13 protein-coding genes are annotated in these 21957 nt (G+C 63.0%); 10 read left to right on the top strand and 3 right to left on the bottom strand.

Translation table 11 applies throughout. From position 1 onward, the window contains the following. Nucleotides 1–69: 69 nt before the first annotated feature. The 6 genes from ACOOFN_RS05545 to ACOOFN_RS05520 all read left to right on the top strand — a co-directional run bounded on the left by ACOOFN_RS05545 (nucleotide 70) and on the right by ACOOFN_RS05520 (nucleotide 11116). Nucleotides 70–807, top strand: a complete 738-nt coding sequence (locus ACOOFN_RS05545) for an ImuA family protein (RefSeq protein ID WP_420434500.1) — start codon at nucleotides 70–72, stop codon at nucleotides 805–807. Continuing rightward, complete coding sequence (locus ACOOFN_RS05540; protein ID WP_420434498.1) at nucleotides 704–2281, top strand: Y-family DNA polymerase; 1578 nt, start codon at nucleotides 704–706, stop codon at nucleotides 2279–2281. Before ACOOFN_RS05545 ends, ACOOFN_RS05540 begins: the two co-directional genes overlap by 104 nt. Continuing rightward, complete coding sequence (locus ACOOFN_RS05535) at nucleotides 2278–5526, top strand: error-prone DNA polymerase (RefSeq protein WP_420434496.1); 3249 nt, start codon at nucleotides 2278–2280, stop codon at nucleotides 5524–5526. The genes ACOOFN_RS05540 and ACOOFN_RS05535 overlap by 4 nt, the downstream gene beginning before the upstream one ends. 213 nt (nucleotides 5527–5739) lie before the next feature. Continuing rightward, nucleotides 5740–6357 carry a methyltransferase family protein gene (locus tag ACOOFN_RS05530; protein WP_420434494.1) on the top strand — a complete coding sequence of 206 codons (618 nt, stop codon included), beginning with the start codon at nucleotides 5740–5742 and terminating at the stop codon, nucleotides 6355–6357. A 203-nt stretch (nucleotides 6358–6560) separates the two neighbouring features. Beyond that, nucleotides 6561–7448: an ABC transporter ATP-binding protein gene (locus ACOOFN_RS05525; RefSeq protein WP_420434492.1), complete on the top strand. Its 888-nt coding sequence runs from the start codon at nucleotides 6561–6563 to the stop codon at nucleotides 7446–7448. Nucleotides 7449–7471: 23 nt separating this feature from the next. Continuing rightward, complete coding sequence (locus ACOOFN_RS05520; RefSeq protein ID WP_420434490.1) at nucleotides 7472–11116, top strand: M1 family aminopeptidase; 3645 nt, start codon at nucleotides 7472–7474, stop codon at nucleotides 11114–11116. Here ACOOFN_RS05520 and ACOOFN_RS05515 read toward each other — a convergent pair. After that, complete coding sequence (locus ACOOFN_RS05515) at nucleotides 11106–11570, bottom strand: Lrp/AsnC family transcriptional regulator (RefSeq protein ID WP_420434488.1); 465 nt, start codon at nucleotides 11568–11570, stop codon at nucleotides 11106–11108. The genes ACOOFN_RS05520 and ACOOFN_RS05515 overlap by 11 nt on opposite strands. Nucleotides 11571–11664: 94 nt before the next feature. Here ACOOFN_RS05515 and megL point away from each other — a divergent pair, with 94 nt between their 5' ends. Further along, entirely contained in the window at nucleotides 11665–12864 is a 1200-nt protein-coding gene (megL, locus tag ACOOFN_RS05510; RefSeq protein WP_420434486.1) for a methionine gamma-lyase, read from the top strand. 80 nt (nucleotides 12865–12944) lie between these two features. Next, on the top strand, nucleotides 12945–16175 hold the full coding sequence (locus ACOOFN_RS05505) for an amidohydrolase family protein (RefSeq protein WP_420434484.1): 3231 nt from the start codon (nucleotides 12945–12947) through the stop codon (nucleotides 16173–16175). 4 nt (nucleotides 16176–16179) lie between these two features. On the opposite strand, the gene ACOOFN_RS05500 is transcribed toward ACOOFN_RS05505, so the two are convergent. Further along, the gene (locus ACOOFN_RS05500; RefSeq protein WP_420434482.1) at nucleotides 16180–17097 is read right to left on the bottom strand and encodes an alpha/beta fold hydrolase; all 918 of its coding nucleotides are present in this window, start codon (nucleotides 17095–17097) and stop codon (nucleotides 16180–16182) included. A gap of 90 nt (nucleotides 17098–17187) precedes the next feature. On the opposite strand from ACOOFN_RS05500, the gene glpK reads away from it, so the two are divergent. Then, a complete protein-coding gene (gene glpK, locus ACOOFN_RS05495; RefSeq protein ID WP_420434480.1) occupies nucleotides 17188–18681 on the top strand; it encodes a glycerol kinase GlpK in 1494 nt (497 codons plus the stop codon). Between the two features lie 54 nt (nucleotides 18682–18735). After that, a complete protein-coding gene (locus tag ACOOFN_RS05490) occupies nucleotides 18736–20391 on the top strand; it encodes a carboxylesterase/lipase family protein (protein WP_420434478.1) in 1656 nt (551 codons plus the stop codon). Here the strand turns inward: ACOOFN_RS05490 and ACOOFN_RS05485 are convergent. Then, complete coding sequence (locus tag ACOOFN_RS05485) at nucleotides 20388–21806, bottom strand: helix-turn-helix domain-containing protein (RefSeq protein WP_420434476.1); 1419 nt, start codon at nucleotides 21804–21806, stop codon at nucleotides 20388–20390. The genes ACOOFN_RS05490 and ACOOFN_RS05485 overlap by 4 nt on opposite strands. Nucleotides 21807–21957 lie beyond the last annotated feature (151 nt).

Raw genomic sequence — 21957 nt, 5'->3', positions numbered from 1 at the left:
CACAGGCCCTTGGCGCGGGACTCCAGACTCCGATTGACTCTTTCCTCGCTCGGAACAAAAATAGAACATATGATCGTGCCATCGGGGATAAACCGCCTCGTGCAGCCCGCTAACCGGCTGCGCGATGACGCCGCTTCCGCTGCCTTTCCTTTCGGGCTGGCGACCGAAGGTGTGCATGAAATCGCCGAGGCATCCTATGGCGATGCCGGCGCAGTGGCCGGTTTCGCCCTGTCGGCGCTGGCAAAGTCCCGCCCCGGCATCTGGCTGTGGATTCGCGAGCGTGTCATCGCTCTCGACCAGGGCCGCCTCACCGGGCTCGGCGCGGCAGCTTTCGGGCTCGACCCCGCGCGTTTTCTCTTCGTCGAGACCGGATCGGCGCTGGAAGCCCTGATGGCAACCGAGGAGGGGTTGCGTTCCGGCGCGGTCGCGGTGGTGGTTACAGAGGTGCGCGATACCGATTTCACGGCCAGCCGCCGCCTGATCCTTGCCGGCGATGCCGGTCACACCCCGGCGCTTCTCCTGCTGCCTTACACCCGCGAAGGCGCCACGGCGGCGCATGCCCGCTGGCGCGTCTCGCCTGCGCCGTCAGCTGTGAATCCATTCGATCCACGCGCACCCGGCCGTCCCCGCTGGCGCGCCGTGCTGGAACGCTCGCGGCTGGCTCCCGGACAGGCGGGCCGCCAATTTGACCTGGAGTTTGACGATGAGACGCTTTGCCAGCGTCTGGTTCCCGGACTGGCCGATCGACCGGCTCCGGCGCGCCCGGCGCACCCGGGACGTATCCTGCCCTTCCGCAAGGCCGGATGACACGCCCTTCATCCTGACCGAGCAAGGCGCCACCGGCTTGCGCGTGGCAGCGGCCAACATCGCAGCCAACCGGCTGGGCATCGGCCCGCGCCTGCGCTTTGCCGACGCTCGCAGCCGCGCCCCGCATCTGCAGGCCGAACCCGTCGACCGGGCGGCCGATACTGCTGCGCTTGAGGCCCTCGGCCTGTGGGCGACCCGCTGGACACCCTTGTCGGCGGTGGACGGCATTGACGGCTTGCGCCTCGACATCACCGGTTGCGCCCGCTTCTTCGGCGGCGAGGGCGCGCTCCTCACCGAGATCGGCGAGCGCTTTGCACGGGACGGGATATCCTGCCGCATCGGCGCCGGACCGACACCGGGGGCGGCCTGGGCGCTGGCGCGACATGGCGATCGCCGCGTCAATGTCTGCCGCGCCGATCAGGAGGTCCGCTTGTCGCTCAAGGACCTGCCGGTACAGGGGTTGCGCCTGTCGGAAGACGCCGAACGCCTGCTGCGCCGCTTCGGTCTGACCCGGATCGGCCAGCTCTACGACATCGACCGGACCGCGCTGACCCGCCGTTTTGCCTCGCGCCAGGCCGCCGACGCGGTCCGCCTGCGGCTCGACCAGGCGCTCGGCCTGATGTCGGAACCGCTCACCCCGCTGCGCCCGCCGCCGGACTATGCAGCACGGCAGAGCTATGTCGATCCGCTGATTTCCGGCGACGGTCTGACGGCCGGCCTCGCCATCCTGTCGGAAACCCTGTGCCGCCAGCTCGAAAGGGATGGCAAGGGCGCGCGCGATTTCACGCTGACCGCCTACCGGTCCAATGGCACGGCGAGTTTCGTCTCGCTCTCGACAGCGCGTCCGGTGCGTGATCCCGCGCACGTCCAACGTCTTTTCCGCGACCGCATCGAGCGGATCGATCCCGGCTTCGGCATCGACCTCCTCGTTTTCGCCGCAACCCGGCCTGACAGTCTCGAGGTCGAGGCCCGACATCTCTCCGCCGAGCTGGCACCGGGCCCCGTCGATACCGCGGCCCTGTCGGCGCTCGCCGACCGTCTGACGGCGCGGCTGGGCGAGGGCGCCGTACGGCTCGCCTGCCCGGTCAATAGCCACGATCCGCAGCGCGGTGAGACAATGCAGCCCTTCGAAGGGCGAATGCCCGATTGGCAGTACGCCCTCGGAACGCCGCGCGGCGACCGTCCGGTGCGCATGTTCGACCGGCCCGAAGCCGTTGACGTGCTCGCCGAGGTTCCGGACGGGCCGCCCGTCCGCTTCGTCTGGCGCCGGGTGCCAAGACGGGTGAAGCGGGCCGACGGGCCGGAGCGTATCGCCCCCGAATGGTGGCGCACCTTCAACGCCGAGGCGCGGGCGCGCGACTACTACCGCATCGAGGATGAGGACGGCCGCCGCTACTGGGTGTTCCGCGAGGGCCTCTATCAGGACGGGCGCGGCGGTACGCCCCGCTGGTTCGTACAGGCGCTGTTCGCATGACCGGCTATGCCGAACTCCAGGTCACGACCAATTTTTCCTTCCTGTGGGGGGCGTCCCACGCTGAGGAGCTGGTGCTCCAGGCGCGCGCTTCGGGGCTGGCAGCGATCGGGATCTGCGACCGCAACACGCTGGCGGGCGTGGTCCGCGCCCATCTGGCGGCAAAGGAGCACGGGCTCAAACTGCTCGTCGGTTGCCGGCTCGACCTGGTCTGCGGACTGAGCCTGCTCTGCTATCCCACCGACCGCGCCGCCTATGGCCGTCTCTCCGCCCTTCTGTCCGAGGGCAAGATGGGAGAGGTTCCCAAGGGCGAATGTCACATCACGCTGGCCGATGTGAAAGCCCGCGCCGAAGGTCAGGTCTTCATCGCCGTACCGCCGCCGGAGCCCGATGCGGCGTTCGAGGCACAACTGGCAGACCTTGCCACGCTCTGGCCGGGACGCTGCTATCTCGCCGCCAGTTTCCGCCATGACGGCCGCAACCGCGAGAAGATCGCCAGGCTGGCAGCGCTGGGCGAGCGGACCGGTGCGCCCATCGTCGCCACCAATGACGTGCTCTACCACATTCCCCATCGCAGGCCGTTGCAGGACGTCCTCACCTGCATCCGCGAAGGCGTGATCATCGAGACCGCCGGTTTTCGTCTGCAAGCCAATGCCGAGCGCTTCATCAAGCCGCCAGAGGAAATGGCCCGCCTGTTCGCGGGCCATGAGGCCGCGCTGACCCGTACGATGGAGATCGCGAACCGGTGTAAATTCTCGCTCGACGAGCTCGCCTATCACTATCCCGACGAACCGGTGCCGCCCGGCAAGTCGGCACAGCAACATCTCGCCGACCTGACCTGGGAAGGCGCGGCCGAGCGCTATCCCGACGGCGTACCGGGCAGCGTAAGTGCAGCGATCAGGAAGGAGCTGGCGCTCATCGAGGAGCTCGGCTACCCGCAATATTTCCTCACCGTGCACGATATCGTCGCCTGGGCGCGGACACAGGGCATTCTCTGCCAGGGGCGGGGATCGGCGGCCAATTCCTCGGTCTGTTTCTGTCTCGGCATCACCAGTGTCGATCCCGACAAGTCGAGCCTCCTGTTCGAGCGCTTCATGTCGAAGGAGCGGCGCGAGCCGCCCGACATTGATGTCGATTTCGAGCACGAGCGCCGCGAGGAAGTGATCCAGTATGTCTACAATCGCTATGGCCGGCACCGTGCCGCGCTGACCGCGACCGTGATCTCCTACCGGCCGCGCTCGGCGGTGCGCGAAGTGACCAAGGCGCTTGGCCTGTCCGAGGATGTCGGCGCTGCGATGGCCGGTACGGTCTGGGGCAGCTGGGGCCGCGAGGTCTCCGACCAGCGGATCGAGGAAGCCGGTCTGGATCCGGCCAATCCGATGATCCGCCGCGCCATCAAGCTGACCACCGAGCTGATCGGGTTTCCGCGCCATCTCTCCCAGCATGTCGGCGGCTTCGTGCTGACCCAGGGCCCGCTGGTCGAGACCGTGCCGATCGGCAATGCGGCGATGGATGACCGCACCTTCATCGAGTGGGACAAGGACGATATCGACGCGCTCGGCATCATGAAGGTCGATGTGCTCGCGCTGGGCATGCTGACCTGCCTGCGCAAGGGGTTCGACCTGATCGCCCTGCATGGCGGCCCGCGCTACGATCTCGCCAGCGTGCCGAGCGAGGATCCCGCGACCTATGACATGCTGTGCGCGGCGGATTCCGTCGGCGTCTTCCAGGTCGAGAGCCGAGCCCAGATGAACATGTTGCCGCGCCTGAAACCGCGGCAATTCTATGATCTTGTCATCGAGGTGGCGATCGTTCGCCCGGGTCCCATCCAGGGCGACATGGTGCATCCCTATCTGCGCCGCCGCAGCGGTATCGAGCCGGTGGACTATCCCTCGCCGGCACTTGAGCACGGGCCGCCGGACGAGCTGGAAAAGATCCTTTCACGCACCAAAGGGGTGCCGCTCTTTCAGGAGCAGGCGATGCAGATCGCCATCGATGCCGCCAAGTTCACGCCCGACGAGGCGAACGGTCTGCGCCGCGCCATGGCGACCTTCCGCAAGGTCGGCACCATCCAGCACTATGAGGAGAAGATGGTGAACGGCATGGTGACGCGCGGCTATGACGAAGACTTTGCCAAACGTTGCTTCGACCAGGTCAAAGGATTCGGCGAATACGGCTTCCCGGAAAGCCACGCCGCCAGCTTCGCGCTCCTGGTCTATGTTTCTTCCTGGATGAAGTGCCACCGGCCGGATGCCTTCGCCGCGGCGATTCTCAATGCACAGCCCATGGGCTTCTACGCCCCCGCTCAGCTGGTTCGAGATGCGCGCGAGCACCAGGTCGAGGTGCGTGGCGTCGATATCAATCATTCCGACTGGGACTGCACGCTGGAACCGGTGGAGGACGGCCCCTGGCCCTGCGCGCTGCGGCTTGGCATGCGGCTGGTCGACAGTCTGAAGAAGGACGACGCCGAGCGGCTGATGCAGGCCCGCGGACAGGGCTATGAGGACCCAGCCGCGCTGCGCCGCCGCGCCGGTCTGCGCCGTCAGCCACTGGAGGCATTGGCCGCGGCCGATGCCTTCCGCTCAATCGGCCTCGATCGCCGTCAGGCGCTGTGGGCGGTACGCGGCGAGGCCCGGGATACAGCCCTGCCGCTGTTTGCCGCTGCCGATGCCAGGGAGCAGGGGGCCGACGCGCCGGTCGCCTTGCCCGAAATGCCGCGTTCGGAGCACGTGCTGCAGGACTATCAGACCATTCGCCTGTCGCTGAAGGATCACCCGATGCGTTTCCTGCGTCAGGCCTATGGCGAGATGGGGGTGAAGACCACGAACACGATCAACAATCTGCGCAATGGTGCGCGGGCCATGCTGGCCGGGGTCGTGCTGGTCCGACAGCGGCCCGGTTCGGCCAAGGGCGTGTGCTTCATCACCATCGAGGACGAGACCGGCATCGCCAACCTCGTGGTCTGGCCGCGAGTCATGGAGCGCTACCGCCCCGTCGTGATGGGGGCCCGCGTCCTCTTGGTGAAGGGGCGGGTGCAATCGGCCGAGGGAGTCGTCCACCTCGTCGCCGACGAACTCATCGACCGCACCGCGGATCTGACCCTGCTGTCCGAGGATGCCCGCCGCGCCATGGACAATGCGCTCGCCCATGCCGACGAGGTGCGCCGCCCGATCGATGATCATCGTGTACCGGCACCGCGTCATCCGCGAAATGTACGGGTCATTCCCAAAAGCAGGGACTTCCACTAGGCCGGAAAGCGGGTTCAGACCGCAAATCTAATAATGTGTATTACAGCTATTTGTCGGTGCAGTGTCGCCGGATGTGTTTAAACAATTTCGACGGGGGATTTTCAAATGACAAGAATACTTATTCTATTTTATGGAATTATTTCGTATTTCATCGCTGTAGCGGGCTTGGCTTGCATCATCTTGGCCTTGGCCGGCCTTCTGCCATACGGATTCATGTCGCAGGGTCGTATCGAAGGCATTCCACCGCTGCTGTGGAATTTCGGCCTCGTTGCGGTGTGGGGGAGCATCCATACGCTCACCGCCCGCCCTGCCTACAAGGCGATGCTCACCCGATTTGTGCCTGAGCCGGCCGAGCGCTCGACCTATGTCCTGATATCAGGGCTGACCAGCGTGGCACTCATCGGCTTCTGGCAGTCGGTACCCGGCATGGTCTGGCAGATTGAGGCCACGCCACTGGTCTATGCGCTGTGGGGACTCTTCATTCTTGGCTGGGTATTCCTGTTGGCTGCGACTTTCGCCATCAACCATTTCGATCTGTTCGGATTGCGACAGGTTTACCTGGAGTTTCGCAATCAGCCCCGACCGCCGCTCGCCTTTACCAAACAGCTCATGTACCGCTATGTCCGGCACCCGATCCAGACCGGCGTTCTCATCGGCGTCTGGGCAACACCGTCCATGTCGATGACGCAGATCGCTCTGAGTGTCGGCTTCACGGCGTATATTTTCATCGGGCTGTGGTTCGAGGAACGCGACCTGATCGCCGAGCATGGCGACGAGTATCGCGTCTATCGGAAGGAAGCCGGATTGGTGCTGCCCCGGATTAGCCGATAGCGACAAGGCCGCACCGGCGGTCACAATTCTGCGCCGATCGGTCGACGGATTTCACCAGAATTCGCAGCGGGGGACCTCGGGCCTGCGCTTCCCCCTAGGCCGAATAGATGGAGTCTTGTTCACTAGCGCCAGATACGGATCGCCCCCTATGGTTGGCCCTGGAACAAGAATCGGGCCGCCGAGTGGGCTGCGGGGAGAAAAAAATGCTGGAAATCACGTCGCTTTCGAAAACCTATGGCAATGGCGTTCGCGCACTCGACAATGTCTCGCTGTCCATCCCGAAGGGCATGTTCGGCCTCCTCGGACCAAACGGGGCTGGCAAATCGACTTTGATGCGCACCATCGCCACGCTCCAGAATGCCGATACGGGATCGATCGATTTCGATGGCATTGATGTCCTCAAGGAACCGGCGAAACTTCGCGCCCAGCTTGGCTATCTGCCGCAGGATTTCGGCGTCTATCCGCGCATGTCGGCGCGCGCCATGCTCGACCACCTCGCCATCCTGAAAGGCATTTCCGACAACAAGGAAAGAAAGCGGGTGGTTGACGGCCTACTGGAGCAGACCAATCTCACCAAGGTCGCGAAGAAATCCGTGGCGTCCTATTCCGGCGGCATGCGCCAGCGCTTCGGCATCGCCCAGGCACTGATTGGCGACCCGCAGCTGATCATCGTCGATGAACCCACCGCCGGTCTCGATCCCGAAGAGCGCAACCGTTTCCACAACCTCCTATCCGAGATCGGCGAGAATGTCGTCGTCATCCTGTCCACGCACATTGTCGAGGATGTTGCCGATCTCTGTCCGCAGATGGCCATTCTGAACCAGGGGCGGATCGTCGCCGAGGGCGCGCCGTCCGATCTGATCGCCAGCCTCGAGGGCAAGGTCTGGAAGAAGCGAATTGCGAAGGCGGATCTGCCGGCGCACCGTGCGCAGTACAACGTTATTTCCATGCGCCTGACCCAGGGCGAGGTGCTGATCCATGTTGAGGCCGACGCTTCGCCGGGCGAGGGTTTCGAACCCGTCGCGCCGGATCTGGAGGATGTCTACTTCTCGACCATTTCCGCCAGCCAGGCACAAACCGAAGCGGCATAAGCCCGAGCCAGAGGAGTTCCATCATGCTCGGTAAAATCGCCAGCTTTGAGTTTCGCTATCATATCTTTTCCCAGGCCTTCTACTGGATCTTCGCCATCTTTTTCCTGTTCGTGTTCGGGGCTGCGGCTTCGGACCAGATACAGATCGGCGACAGTGCCGTGGTCAATGCCAATTCGCCCTACGCGATCTCGCTCAACATCCTCATATTCTCGCTGTTCGGCATGGTTGTGCCGATTGTCTTCCTGGCGAGCGGCATCCTGCGCGACCGGAGCTTCAACACCTACGAGCTCTTCTATTCCACGCCGGTCCGCGAGCGTGACTACCTGATCGGCCGGTTCATCGGCGGATTCGCCGTGACCGCGCTGGTGATGGCCAGCCTTCCATTGGGCAATGCGGTCGGATCGCTTATGCCGTGGGTCGATCCGGAATCGATCGGTCCCTTCCGGCTGGAATACTATCTCTATCCATACCTGGTTCTCGGCGTCGCCAACATGTTCATCATCGGGATGATCCTGTTCACTGTCGCCAATCTGAGCCGGTCCCTGGTCCTCACCTGGGTCGGTTTGCTCGGGCTGTTTGTTTTCAACATTGTTGCCGGATTTCTGGATTCCCAGCCGGAATGGCGAACGCTTGCCGCCCTGGCGGATCCGTTCGGCGGCAATGCCTTTGTCGATATGACGCGTTACTGGACCGCAGCGGACCAGAACACACGGCTGGTCCCGCTCGAAGGCGTTTTCCTGCAGAACCGGCTGATCTGGATGGGCGTCGGGCTCGGACTCTTCGCCTTCAACCTGATGATCTTCTCCTTCCGTCGCGGCAATGTGCGTTTCGGAAACAAGAAGGCCCGCCGCGCGGAAACACCTTTCGTGCCGGCCGAGATCGAGTTGCCGAAATCGGCCCCGACGCCGGAACGCGCAGCGGCAAAGCAATTCATGGCGCGCATCGCTTTCGAAGTGAAAGGCGTGGTGCTCAATATCGGCTTCTGGATTCTGCTGGCGCTTGGTGTGCTGCTCGTTGGCGTCAATGTGGTGCTGCTGGCGCCGGTTTACGGGACGCCGAGTTACCCGCTCACCCGTATCGTCGTTGACAGCATGATCGGCGGCTTCGTGCTGATCCCCATCATTATCGTCATCTATTACGCCTCGGAGCTGGTCTGGCGCGAGCGAACGGTCCGCTTCTCTGAGATTGTCGACGCGTCGCCGACACCGAGCTGGGTCTTCATGACCGCCAAGCTGATCGCCATGGTCGCCGTCATTCTCGGCCTGTTCCTGGTCGCCAGCTTGATCGCGATCGCATCCCAGCTCATCCGCGGATACACCGATATCGAGCTCGATCAGTATCTGGTCAGGTCGGTTGTCGACCTGGTGATCCCGCTCACCTTCCTGTCAATGCTGGCCATCTTCTTCCAGGTCATCAGCAACAATAAATGGATCGGAATATTCGCGGTCGGTGCGCTGTTCGTCGTCACGGCCTTCGTGCTGCCGAACATCGGGCTTTCGCACAATCTCTACCTTTTCCCCTTCGTGTCGCTCAACCCGTATTCCGACATGAATGAGTACGGCCACTTCATGGGCATCCAGCTCTGGTATCACCTCTACTGGGGTGCCGTGGCGGTGTTTCTTTTCCTCGTCGCGGCCGTGATGTTCAATCGCGGCGCGCTGGCGCCGCTCTGGCAGCGATTGCTGGCCCTGCCCCGCGCTTTCAACCCACCTGCAGCCGGACTGGCCGCATTGTCGGTTGTCGTTGCAGCCGGGGCCGGTAGCTGGATTTACTACAACACAACGGTGTTGAACGAGTTTGCTTCGGGCCGCGAGCAGGAGCGCCGCTCTGCCGAGTTTGAACGGGAATGGCGGGATCAGCTCGAGATTATTGCCCAGCCGACCATCACCGATGTCGAATACACGATCGACATCTTTCCGCGCGACCGGCGGCTAACCGCCACCGGCACCAATATTCTCGAGAACCAGACCAATGAATCGATTCCCATTGTGTGGGTTAGCTATGGGTCGGCCGACGTCCTGAATGCCGACCTGGGCGGCACTTCGGGCGAGGAGCGCAGCGAATATGCCAATCTCTGGGCCTACGAGCTCGAGACGCCGATGCAGCCTGGCGAGCGCCGGACGCTGAGCTTCGAGGTCGAGGTCACCAATCCCGGTTTCCGCAATAACGGAAACAACTCTTCGGTCCGCTATAACGGCACCTTCTTCAACAATGGCGAGTTTGCTCCCGCGATCGGCTTCAGCCGTGGCGTGCTCATCCAGGATCCGGCAGCGCGCCGCCGACTCGACTTGCCGCCGATCGATCGGGCTTATCCGCTTGAGGACGAGAGCCGCTGGGACGAGAACTATATCCGCCAGGACAGCGATTATGTTTCGTTCCGGACGCTGGTTTCCACCGATGAGGGTCAGACCGTGGTCTCACCCGGATACTTGCAGCGCGACTGGATCGAGGACGGCCGCCATTATTTCGAATACGTGATGGAAGACCGAAGCCTCAACTTCTTCAATTTCATGTCGGCCGACTATGCGCTGGCTGAGGAAGAAGTTGACGGGGTCACCTACCAAGTTTTCTACCACGAAGCGCATGAGTGGAATGTCGACCGCATGCTGGAAGCTGCGCAGGACACGCTCGGTTACATGTCCGAGCACATCAGCCCCTACCAGTACCGCCAGTACCGCACACTGGAATTTCCCTATGGCGGGTTCGCTCAATCCTTCCCGAACACGATCGCCTATTCGGAAAATGTCGGCTTCATTGCCGATCTGCGCGATCCGGACAATATTGATTACGTCTACTACATCACGGCGCACGAGGCCGCACACCAATGGTGGGCACACCAGATCATGGGCCCCAACGTCCAGGGCGGATCTATGCTGGTTGAAACCTTCGCCCAGTATTCCGCGATGATGGTGATGCAGCAGGAATATGGCGAAGATCACATGCGCCGTTTCCTGAAGTATGAGCTCGACAATTATTTGTCCCAGCGTGGCAACGAGACGCGCGAGGAGCTCCCGCTTTACCGGGTCGAGAACCAGCCCTACATCCATTACCGCAAGGGCGCGGTCGTGATGTATGCCTTGCAGGACTATGTTGGCGAAGATGTCGTCAACCGGGCGCTGGCGCGCCTGATCGAGGAATTTCAGTACCAGAGCGATCCTTATCCGACGACACTCGACTTCCTGCGCCTGTTGCGCGAGGAGGCCGGACCGGAACACGAGCAGATCATTCACGATTTCCTCGAACGCATTGTCCTGTTCGATCTGTCGGTTTCCGAAGCGGAGGTCCGGGAACTCGAAGACGGACGCTTCGAAACCACCATGACGGTCGAGGCCCGCCTGTTCGAGGCTGACGGCGCCGGGAATGAAACCGAGGAGCCGATCGATTATGTAATCGATATCGGCGCTTTTTCGCGCGGTCTGGACGGCGCGCTCGATGGCACGGAACACATCCTTTATTTCGAACCCACGCGCATCAGCGAGAACGAGACGAGCTTCACTTTCGTGACGGACATCCGCCCGGCCTGGGTCGGGATCGATCCCTACAACAAGCTGATCGACCGCAATTCGGACGACAATCTGCTGCGGCCGGACTTCGAGGCCGCGGAAGATGCGCCTGAAGACGATGGTCCTGCCGATGAAGAGGACGCGGCAGCCCTGGTCAGGGAATAGGACAGGGAGAGCGGTGCTTGAGGGCGCTGATCGAGAAATTTGTCTCGATCGCGCCAATGCCCGGTATCACGTGCAGGCGGTCTTTCAGGAACTGCGCATAAGCGTCGTGACCGCTGACCACAACTTCGAGCAGATAGTCCTGTCCTCCGGACATGAGGTGGCATTCCACCACCTCGTCCACACGGGCGATCTCCCGTTCGAAAGTGGTGACCGTTTCCGATGAGTGATCGGTCAGCCGGATCCGCACGAAGGCCGAGACGGACAGTCCGCAAACCTTGCGGCCGATCTCGGCATGGTAGCCGCGGATGAAACCGTCCGCTTCCAGCGCGCGGACCCGTTTCAGACACGGCGATGGCGAAAGCCCGACTGCATCAGAAAGCGCCTGGTTGGTCAGGCGCCCGTCGCGCTGTAGCGCCATGAGAATTTTCTTGTCGAGCGTGTCCAGTGCGCGCATGGCAGAATCTGCTCCTTTGAAGCAAACAGTCAGCATAATACGGCAGTACATGCCATGTTGATAGGGTTATTATGGCCTCTTAATGGAGGACGCCATGGACGGATCCGGGAACATCGAACGCCAAAAGGGGTTCGCGACGCGCGCCATTCACGAAGGCTATGCACCGCGCGACGAGCAGGGTGCACTGACGCCGCCGCTTCATCTGGCCTCGACCTTTACCTTTGACACTGTGGAAGACGCCGGCGCGACTTTCGCCGGTGAGCGTCAGGCGCACTTCTATTCCCGCATCTCAAATCCCACGGTGGATCTGCTGGAAAAGCGCATGGCGTCACTCGAGGGCACCGAGGCTGCAGTCGCGCTTGGTTCCGGCATGGGCGCGATCACGTCCGTCATGTGGAGCCTGCTTGAACCCGGTGACGAGATCCTGGTCGACACCACGCTCTATGGCTGCACTTTTGCCTTCCTCCACCATGGCCTGGCCAAGTTCGGCATCGGCATCACCCATGTCGACATGACAGACATCAGCGCGCTCGATGCAGCCTTGAAAAAACGCCCGCGGCTTGTGTACTTCGAGACGATTTCCAATCCGAACATGCGGGTCATGGATATCGCCGCCATCGCGAGCAGCGCGCGGCGTGCCGGTGCGCTGACCATGGTCGACAACACCTACACCACTCCCTATCTGGTTCAGCCGGCGGCCCTCGGCGCGGACATTATCGTGCATTCCGCCACGAAATATCTCGGCGGCCATGGCGACCTCATTGCCGGCATCGCGTGCGGGCGCCGCGAGATCATGGATCAGGTTCGCCTGTACGGGCTTAAGGACATGACCGGCGCCGCCCTGTCGCCTTTCAATGCAATGTTGATCCTCCGCGGTCTCAAAACACTGGGCCTGCGCATGCGCGAACATTCCGCCAATGCAGAAAAGGTTGCTCGCTATCTCGACGCGCACCCGGCGGTCGCCAGCATCGCTTGGCCGGGTCTGGAGAGTTTCCCGCAGCACGAACTTGCGCGCCGCCAGCTGCGGCTGCCGGGCGGCATGATTGCGTTCGAACTGGCGGGCGGCAAGGAAACCGCCATGCGCTTCATGAACCGGCTCGACATGATCCAGCGCGCTGTCAGTCTCGGCGATTGCGAGACGCTGATCCAACACCCGGCTTCGATGACTCATTCGACCTATACGCCGGAAGAACAGCTGGCGCATGGCATCACGCCGGGCCTTATCCGGCTGTCGGTTGGTCTCGAGGAGCCGGCCGATATTGTCGCCGATCTCGCTCAGGCTTTATCTGCCTGACAGTCCGGTAACTTGCCGGTCATTTGGGCGCGCACTAGTGTCCCCCGCTGAAATCCAGAGGACGACCCCGGGGAGACACCATGTATCGAATGATCGCCGCGCTCACGGCCAGCGCGCTCGCCTTTTCCCTCGCCTATGCGCAGGAGACCGATACCGACGCGGCTGAGGGCGCGGAAGAGGATGGACCTTGGGATGTCGCCGCACCGCCATTGCCCACGCGTTTCATCCCGATCAGGGTCGAAGAAGGCACCTGGATGAGCCTGGATGTCAGCCCCGACGGGCAGACGATCGCCTTCGATCTACTCGGCGACATCTACACCATGCCGATCTCCGGTGGCCAGGCGACCAACATATCCTCCGGCCTGCCCTGGGAGATCCAGCCTCGCTTCTCGCCCGACGGCTCGATGATTGCGTTTACCTCGGATCGCGCAGGTGGCGACAATATCTGGATCATGAATGTCGACGGTTCGGATCGGCGACAGGTGACGAATGAAAGCTTTCGCCTGCTCAATAACCCGACCTGGCACCCGTCCGGTGATTTCATCGCGGCGCGCAAGCATTTCACGACCTCGCGCTCGGCCGGAACAGGTGAAATCTGGATGTATCACATCTCCGGCGGCAGCGGCGTACAACTCGTCGAACGCCCGAGCGAGGCTTTCCAGAAGGAATTGGGCGAGCCGGTCTTTTCGCCCGATGGCCGCTATGTCTATTTCACCCAGAATGTAACGTCCGGAAACACATTCATCTACGCGCAGGATTCGAACACCGACCTGTTCAACATCCGCCGCTATGAACTCGAAACCGGAGAAACCACGACGGCTGTCTCCGGCGCCGGCGGCTCGGTCCGCCCGGCGATCTCGCCGGACGGCAACACGATGGCCTTTGTCCGCCGCGACCGGATGCAATCGCAGCTCTGGATCAAGGATCTGCGCTCCGGCGAAGAACGCATGATCTTCGACGACCTCGACCGCGACAACCAGGAAACCTGGGGTGTCTACGGCATGTATCCGAACATGGACTGGACGCCGGACGGTGCTTCGGTCGTGTTCTGGGCCAATGGCCAGATCAACCGGATCAATGTCGCCAGCGGCGAGTCGACACAGATTCCGTTCCAGATCGATGACAACCGCGAGGTGATTGATCCGCCGCGGCCACAGACCGAGGTCGCACCGGCAATATTCGAGACCCGCATGCCGCGCTTTGCAACCGTTTCGCCGGACGGATCACGAGTCGTCTTCGAGACCCTGGGCCGGCTGTACGTTGCAGACATGAGCGGCGGTCAACCGCGCCCGCTCACCCGCAATGACGGCAGCTATCGCGAGCTTTTCCCGTCCTGGTCGCGCGATGGACGGTCCATCGTTTTCGCGACGTGGGACGACGACGATCTCGGTTCGGTCCGCGTCGTCAATGCCAGCGGCCGCGGTGAGCGCGTCGTGACGACTGAACCCGGACATTATCGCCGCCCGGTCTTTTCGCCGGATGGCCGCACCATCGTATTCGAGAAGGATGGCGGCGGCACGCTGACCGCGCGCGAATGGTCGGAAACAACCGGCATCTACGCTGTCCCGGCCTCGGGCGGGGCCATGCGCCGGATTTCCGATTCGGGTTCCGAACCGCATTTCGGTGCATCCAGCGACAGGCTGTTTCTCACCGTGTTCGAAAGCCAGCAGCGCCGGCTCGTCAGCGTCGACATGAACGGCGAGGCGCGCCGCGTGCATGCCCAGTCCGACATGGTGTCGAACTATCTGGTTTCGCCGGATGGCAATTATCTCGCCTTCCGCGAGAATTACGACGTCTACGCCATGCCGATGCCGCCGGGCCCGCAGGAAGTCTCGGCCGGAATGTCCGCATCGGCGCTTCCGGTCGTCGAAGCCTCGCTCAATGGCGGCACCTATCCATCCTGGTCGGGTGGCAGCGACAGGCTGCACTGGACCATGGGCCCCATGCTCTATTCCGCCGACATCGACGACATGATGCCGGACGGTCCTGCTGGAGAGGACGAGGAACCGGCAGACTTCGAGCCGCCGGAAACCGGTCGTTCGCTTGCCATCACGGTGAATTCCGATATCCCGTCGACCACGATTGCACTGACCGGTGCCCGCATCGTGACCATGTCGGATGAAGACGGCGGCATCATCGAGAACGGCACGATCATCGTTGAACGCAATCGCATCGTATCCGTCGGGGCGGCAGACGAGATCGATGTGCCGGCGGGCGCGGAACGCGTCGATGTCTCGGGCCGGACGATCATTCCGGGCCTGATCGATGCGCACGCTCACGGGCCGCAGGGCACTGACGGCATCATTCCAGAAGAGAACTGGTCAACGCTGGCGCATCTTGCTTTCGGCGTGACCACCGTGTTCGACCCGTCCAGCCAGGCCAGCACGATATTCCCAGCCGCCGAGTATCAACGCGCCGGTCTGCAATTGCAGCCGCGCACCTACTCGACCGGCGAAGTGGTCTACGGCGCGCGGGCGCCGGGCTTCTTCGCGCGCATAGACGATGAAACCGATGCGGAAGAGCATGTCTTCCGCCTCGCAGCCCAAGGCGCGCACGGTATCAAGAATTACAACCAGCCGCGCCGTGATCAGCGCCAGCAGGTTGTCGCCGCCTCGCACGCGGCCGGTGTCATCGTCGTCGCCGAGGGTGGATCCAATTTCCACATGGACATGTCGATGGTGGCCGACGGCAACACCTCGATCGAGCACAACATTCCGGTGGAAATGATCTATGAGGACGTGCTGCAGATGTTCTCGCAGACGCAGGTCGCCAACAATCCAACCATCGTGGTGACCTATGGCGGGCTGGCAGGCGATCCTTACTGGCGTTCGCGAACCAATATCTACGAGCACCCGATTCTCTCGCGCCATGCGCCACCAGCCTATCTCAACGGCTCGATCCGCCGCAACTGGGCACCGGAACACGACTATGTCGACGATGACGCCGCAACCGTGGCGCTGATGCTGGCGCGCCGCGGCGTGCTGATGGCGATCGGCGCGCACGGCCAGCAGGAAGGCCTCGCAGCGCACTGGGAGATGTGGTCGCTCGGCCGCGGCGGTGCGACCCCGATCGAAGCCCTCCGGGCCGCCACCATCGATCCGGCGATCCATCTCGGCTTCGACCAGGATCTCGGTTCGATCGAGGAAGGCAAGCTCGCCGACCTCGTCATTATCGAGGGCGACATCCTCGCCGATATCGAGAACTCGGATCAGATCGACATGATTATGCTCAACGGCCGTCTCTACGAAGCGGAAACGCTGAACGAGACGGTGACGGGAGATCGTGTCCGCGGGGCTTACTTCTGGGAGTAATCCTCTAACCGATTTTTGAAAGCCAGGCCGCGAAGCGTTCCATCACCGTTTCGCGGTCTTTTTCATTCAGTGTCTCATGGCGGAAGCCGTCGAGGATATGTTCCTCGGCGCCAAAGCCCTGGCGGCGCAAACGCGTGCCCAGTTTCTTGATGGCGTCGCCTCCATCAGTCGCCGGATCTTCGCTCCCGCCGACAAGGTGAAAGGGCACGGATTTCGGCACGTGTTTGAGATGCCGGTTATTGGCAGCGTACTTGATTCCATGGGCGAAATCTCGCCACAGCGACCAGCTGGCCGTCCAGCCGCACAACGGGTCGGCAGCATATTTATCGACTTCCTCGAGGTCGCGGGACAGCCAGCCAAAGGCTGGCCGCTCGTCGCGGAATTTCTTGTCCCAGGCCTTGAATGAGAGCTGATCGATCAATCCGGCTGGCTTGTCGGGTCTCGATACCATCAGCCCCAAGCCGGCGACAAATCCGAGCAGGTCGGCAACGCTCTTGTCGATATTGGCGTTCCAGATCGCGCACCCGGCCACGGATTGCGGTTGCCGCATGACTTGGTTCAAGGCGACCGTGCCACCCATGGAATGCCCGAACACGACCACCGGTTTGTCGGCAAAGCGGGCCCGGATGGACTGGTGTACGGCATCGACATCGGCCATCAGCTTGGACCAGCCATCCTCGAAGGCGTAGAGGCGCGCCGCGCCGTCAGGCGCGGTCGTCTGCCCGTGCCCGCGATGATCATGCACTATCGCCGCCCAGCCCTTCGCGGAAAGGAATTCCAGGAAGGGCGCATAGCGGGCCCCGTGTTCGGCCAGCCCGTGATTGATTTGCACGACACCGTGCAATTCGCCGTCCGGCACCGCTTCATGTGTGGCGAGTCGCGCCCCGGTCGGACTGTCGATATGGCCGCTGGTCACTGGCATGATGGTCTCCCTCCGAACCCACGCTAACGGCACCTTCCCGCCGGCGCCAGCCACGTTATAGTCCGATGCCGGAGGAAAGGGGGAGGGCATATGTTCCGCGACAAAACGGCGATCCTCGCCATCGATCAGGGCACGACGTCCTCGCGCGCCATCGTCTTTTCCAGATCCGGCGAGGTCGTGGCGCTCGCCCAGCAGGAATTCGCGCAGATCTATCCCAAGCCCGGCTGGGTCGAGCATGATCCCGAAGTGATCTGGGCGACAGTCATCGGCGCCGCCCGCAAGGCGTTGAAGGACGCGCGATCGAAGGGTTGGAAGCCAGCCTGCATTGGTATCACCAATCAGCGCGAGACCGCTATCATCTGGGACCGCGCGACTGGCGAGCCCATCCACAACGCCATTGTCTGGCAGGACCGCCGCACCGCGGGCACCACCCGGCAGCTCTCTGAAGCCGGTCATGAAGACCTGGTCCGGCAAAAGACCGGTCTTGTGCTCGACCCGTATTTTTCAGCCACCAAGTTCGCTTTCATACTCGACGCGGTCGAGGGTGCGCGCGAACGGGCGGAGCGCGGCGAACTGGCCTTCGGCACGGTGGATTCCTTCCTGCTCTGGCGCCTGACGGGCGGCGCATCGCACCTCACCGATGCGAGCAATGCCAGCCGCACTTCGCTCTTCAACCTGAAGGCAGGGGGATGGGATCATGAACTCTGCGGTCTGTTCAACGTGCCGGCCACAGGATTGCCGGGCGTCGCCGATAACGCCGCCGCGTTTGGCACCAGCCGCAAGGATGCCGTCGGCGAGGAATTACCGATCACCGGCATGGCCGGCGATCAGCAGGCGGCCGCCATCGGCCAGGCCTGTTTCAAGCCGGGTCAGGTGAAATCCACCTACGGCACCGGCGCCTTCCTGATCATGAATACGGGTGAGGAGATGGCGGTCTCCGAAAACCGTCTCCTTTCGACCATTGGCTGGCGGCTGAAAGGCAGGACGACCTTTGCCCTCGAGGGCTCCATTCTATCGGCTGGCGCGACAGTGCAGTGGCTGCGCGACGGGCTCGGCCTGTTCTCCAAAGCTTCGGAGATCGAGGCGCTGGCAGCCTCTGCCGATCCCGATAGCGGCGTCTTTCTCGTGCCCGCCTTTGCCGGTCTCGGAGCGCCGCACTGGGCAGCGGATGCGCGTGGTACCATCGTCGGACTGACCCGCGGTTCCGGTCGCGCAGAGATCGCCCAGGCCGCCCTCGACGCCGCGGCGCACCAGACCGCCGACCTGCTCGAGGCGATGGCGCGCGACGGTGTGCCGGCGGCCAAGCTCAAGGTCGACGGCGGCATGGCCAACAATAACCGCTTCCTGCAGCGTCTGTCTGATTTCTGCGGCGTGCCGGTCGTCCGCCCGGTCAATACGGAAACCACGGCCTGGGGCGCCGCCTTCCTCGCCGGACTCGGTGCCGGCCTGTTCGCATCGCTCGAGGAAGGCCGCAAGCTGTGGCGGCCGGATCGCGCTTTCGAACCGGCCATGGCGGAGAATATCCGCGGCGTGCAGCGCACCGGCTGGCAGAAAGCGGTCAACCAGACGCTCGCCGGGATTTGACCGCCGGACAATTAGCGGCAATCTGTGCGGCGAGATCAGTCGGGGGAATTACTGATGCGTGCCGTCATCCTATTTGCCATTCTTGCGCTGACCGCTTGCGGCGAGCGAACAACCCCTCCGGAAGCTGATCCGGCAACGCGTCTTGCCACGCCGCAGGGCAGCCTGGTCGGCCATGTCGCCGATAGCGGCGCCCATGTCTGGCGGGCAATTCCCTTTGCGGCCGCCCCGGTCGGTGAACGCCGCTGGCACCCTGCCGAGCCGGCCGCAGGCTGGAGCGGCGAGTATGAGGCGGTAACTCCGCCAACGCCCTGTCCGCAGGTGGCGAACGGTTTGAGTGCCGATCTCCTCGGCGCCGATGCCGGCGCGCTCGCCGGCAGCGAGGACTGCCTCTATCTCGATGTCTACGCCCCCCCGAATGCCACGAACCTGCCGGTCATGGTCTGGATCCATGGCGGAGCAAATACCTGGGGCTGGGCCGACCAGTATGACGGCTCGCAGCTGGCCATGGACCAGAACGTGATTGTCGTCATCGTCCAGTACCGGATGGGACCGCTCGGCTTCTTCGCGCACCCGGCCTTGCGCGACGACGGTTCGGGCATTGCCAATTTTGCACTGACCGACCATGTCGCAGCACTGAACTGGGTGCAGGACAACATCACCAGCTATGGCGGCGATCGCGATACGGTCACCGTTTTCGGCGAAAGCGCCGGCGGCACCAATATCGCGGCCCTGATGGCCTCGCCGCTGGCAACCGGATTGTTCCACCGCGCAATCATCCAGTCCGGCTCGGCCAGTTCTGTCCCCCTCGACGCTGCGGAAGGCCGCACCGGCGTCGAGGACAATCCCTCGATCGTCATCGCGCAGGAGCTTGTGGGCGAAATGGTCACGGCCGAACGCCTGCGCGGCGTGCCGCTGGAAGACATCTATGCGGCCTATACAGCTGAAGGTGGACGGATCGAATTGCCAACCGTGATCTCGGACGGTGTCTCCCTGCCGGCAGACGGCGTCATGGCCGCGTTCGCAAGCCCTGACACGTTCAACGCTGTACCGCTGATCACCGGCACCAATCGTGACGAGACCAAGCTCTACAATGCGCTCGATGACCGTTTCGTGGCGCGTCATCTCGGGCTTTTCTTCCGCATTCGCGATCCCGAACTTTATGCGGCCGTGAACGACTACCAGGCGCGGATTTGGGCAATCAACGGCGTGGACGAAATCGCTGATGCAATGGTTGCCGGCGGCCATGACGATGTCTGGGCCTACCGCTTCGACTGGGATGAGGGCGGCGCCAATATTTTCCTCGATTCGGCTGAAGTTTTCGGCGCCATGCATTCGATGGAAATACCGTTCGTGTTCAACCATTTCGATTTCTTCGGATCGCGCCTTGATCCGATCGTGTTCACCAGCGGTAATGCCGACGGGCGCGAAGCCCTGGCCAGGGAAATGGGCAGCTATTGGGCGCGTTTCGCACGCCAGGGCGATCCCGGCGGCAACTGGACACGCTGGAGCGAAGGCCCTGCGCGGATACGGTTTGATACCGGCGGTTCTGGCATGATGGCAGGCCGGATGACGCTCGATTCACTTGCGCAGGACATAGGCGCGGACAATCGCGTTTCGCAGGAGCATCGCTGCGACCTCGTCGCTTCGATGCAAGGGCCGTACTTCGACGACACGAACGAACTGGGTCCGATGACCGGTTGCGCGCCTTAGAGTTCGTCGCTGGCATAGGGGCCTGCCGCCTGGCGCCACGGATTGGTTGACATCTCGCGCTGCATGGACGGGAAGGCGCGGTGAGCGCAGGCCGCGCGTTCACACAGCCGGCAGGTGATGCCCACCGGCGTGGGCGGCATATGATCCAGCGCTTCGCCATAGACTGTTTCCTTGGCGCGCGACCACTCGCAGCCGACGGCGATCGCCTGGAGGACCGGCGGCTCATGCTCGCCTGCAGGACGCGACACCGCCCGCGCGATCGACAGGTACTCGCTGTTGTCGGGCAGGGCAAAGCGCTGGGTATGCAATCTTTCCGGAGCCCGGAAGGCGTCGAACAGGGTCCATTTCGGACAGGACCCGCCGGATCGTGCAAACGGCAGGACACCGCTTCCGAACCGCTTCGAGACATTGCCGGCCGGATCGATCCTGACCATGAAGAACGGAATGCCGCTACGATCCGGCCTGTGCAGCGTGGTCAGCCGGTGACAGGTCGCCTCGAAGCTCAGCCCGAAGCGGCGCTGCAGCGCTTCGATGTCGTATCTCTGCTTTTCTGCAGCCGCCAGGAAGGCTTCGTATGGCGCCAGCAGGGCGCCGGCGAAATATCGGGCAAGCCCCATGCGGTACAGCGCAGCCTCGGCCTTGGTGTCGAAACCGGCCTCGTCGACCTGCGCGTCCAGCAGGCCGGCAAACTCCAGCAGTGCAATGGTCGTCGCCAATTGCATGGGCCGCGCGCGCGGCGCCAGCCGGTCCGACAGCATCAGGCGCCGCGTGTGGAAATCCATTCGCTGCCGCGCACTTCCCATCACGGCGTCCTCGAACGTCCGGACAATGATGCCGTGCTCCGCCTTCAGCCGCTCTTCAAGAACCACCATCCGGTTGTCCAGCGTCAGCTTGAGATCGCCGCCGAACCGTTCAGCCGCAGCCTCCAGCTCCGGGAAATGATTGTGCCGCTGGTCGATGGCATTGCGGACCGCTTCGGTATCGTTCAGCCGGCCGGGACTTTCGCCACCTTCCAGCTGTGCGGCCAGGTCGGCCGTCGAATCGGCGGCGCTGCGATAGGCCTGGTGCAGACGGGTCAGGGCTTCGGCGGCGCGTGGCTGGGTTTCAGCGAGTTCTGTGAGCTCCGTGCGGTCGAGCTCCAGCCCCGCCAATGCGGGGTCGGCGGCAGCCGCTTCCAGATCGGTCACCAGCTGCCGGTCGGACCCCTCTGCAAAACTGCGCACATCGACATCGAAGGCCTGCGCGAGCGCGAGCAGCACGCGCGCCGTCACCGGACGCTGATTACGTTCGAGCAGGTTGAGATAGCTTGCCGAAACGCCGAGCAGACCGGCTGCATCGGCCTGGGTCAGCCCGCGCTCGCGGCGCAGTCTTCGCAGCCGCGCACCCGCGAAAATCTTTTCCGATTGCGAATTCATAATGTCAATTATTCACAAATCGACACCATGACAAGTAAAATTTGAGTACATCTGCGCCTCTTTCCGGAACTCCGGCGATGGACTCGCTTCATGGGGTCCTACAGGGTCTGTCCGACTTCACCGGCAAGCCGGGCAGACAAACAAGAGGATT

Source organism: Hyphobacterium sp. (assembly GCF_965217055.1).
Classification (GTDB): domain Bacteria; phylum Pseudomonadota; class Alphaproteobacteria; order Caulobacterales; family Maricaulaceae; genus Hyphobacterium.
This window is presented reverse-complemented; position numbering and strand designations above follow the sequence as displayed.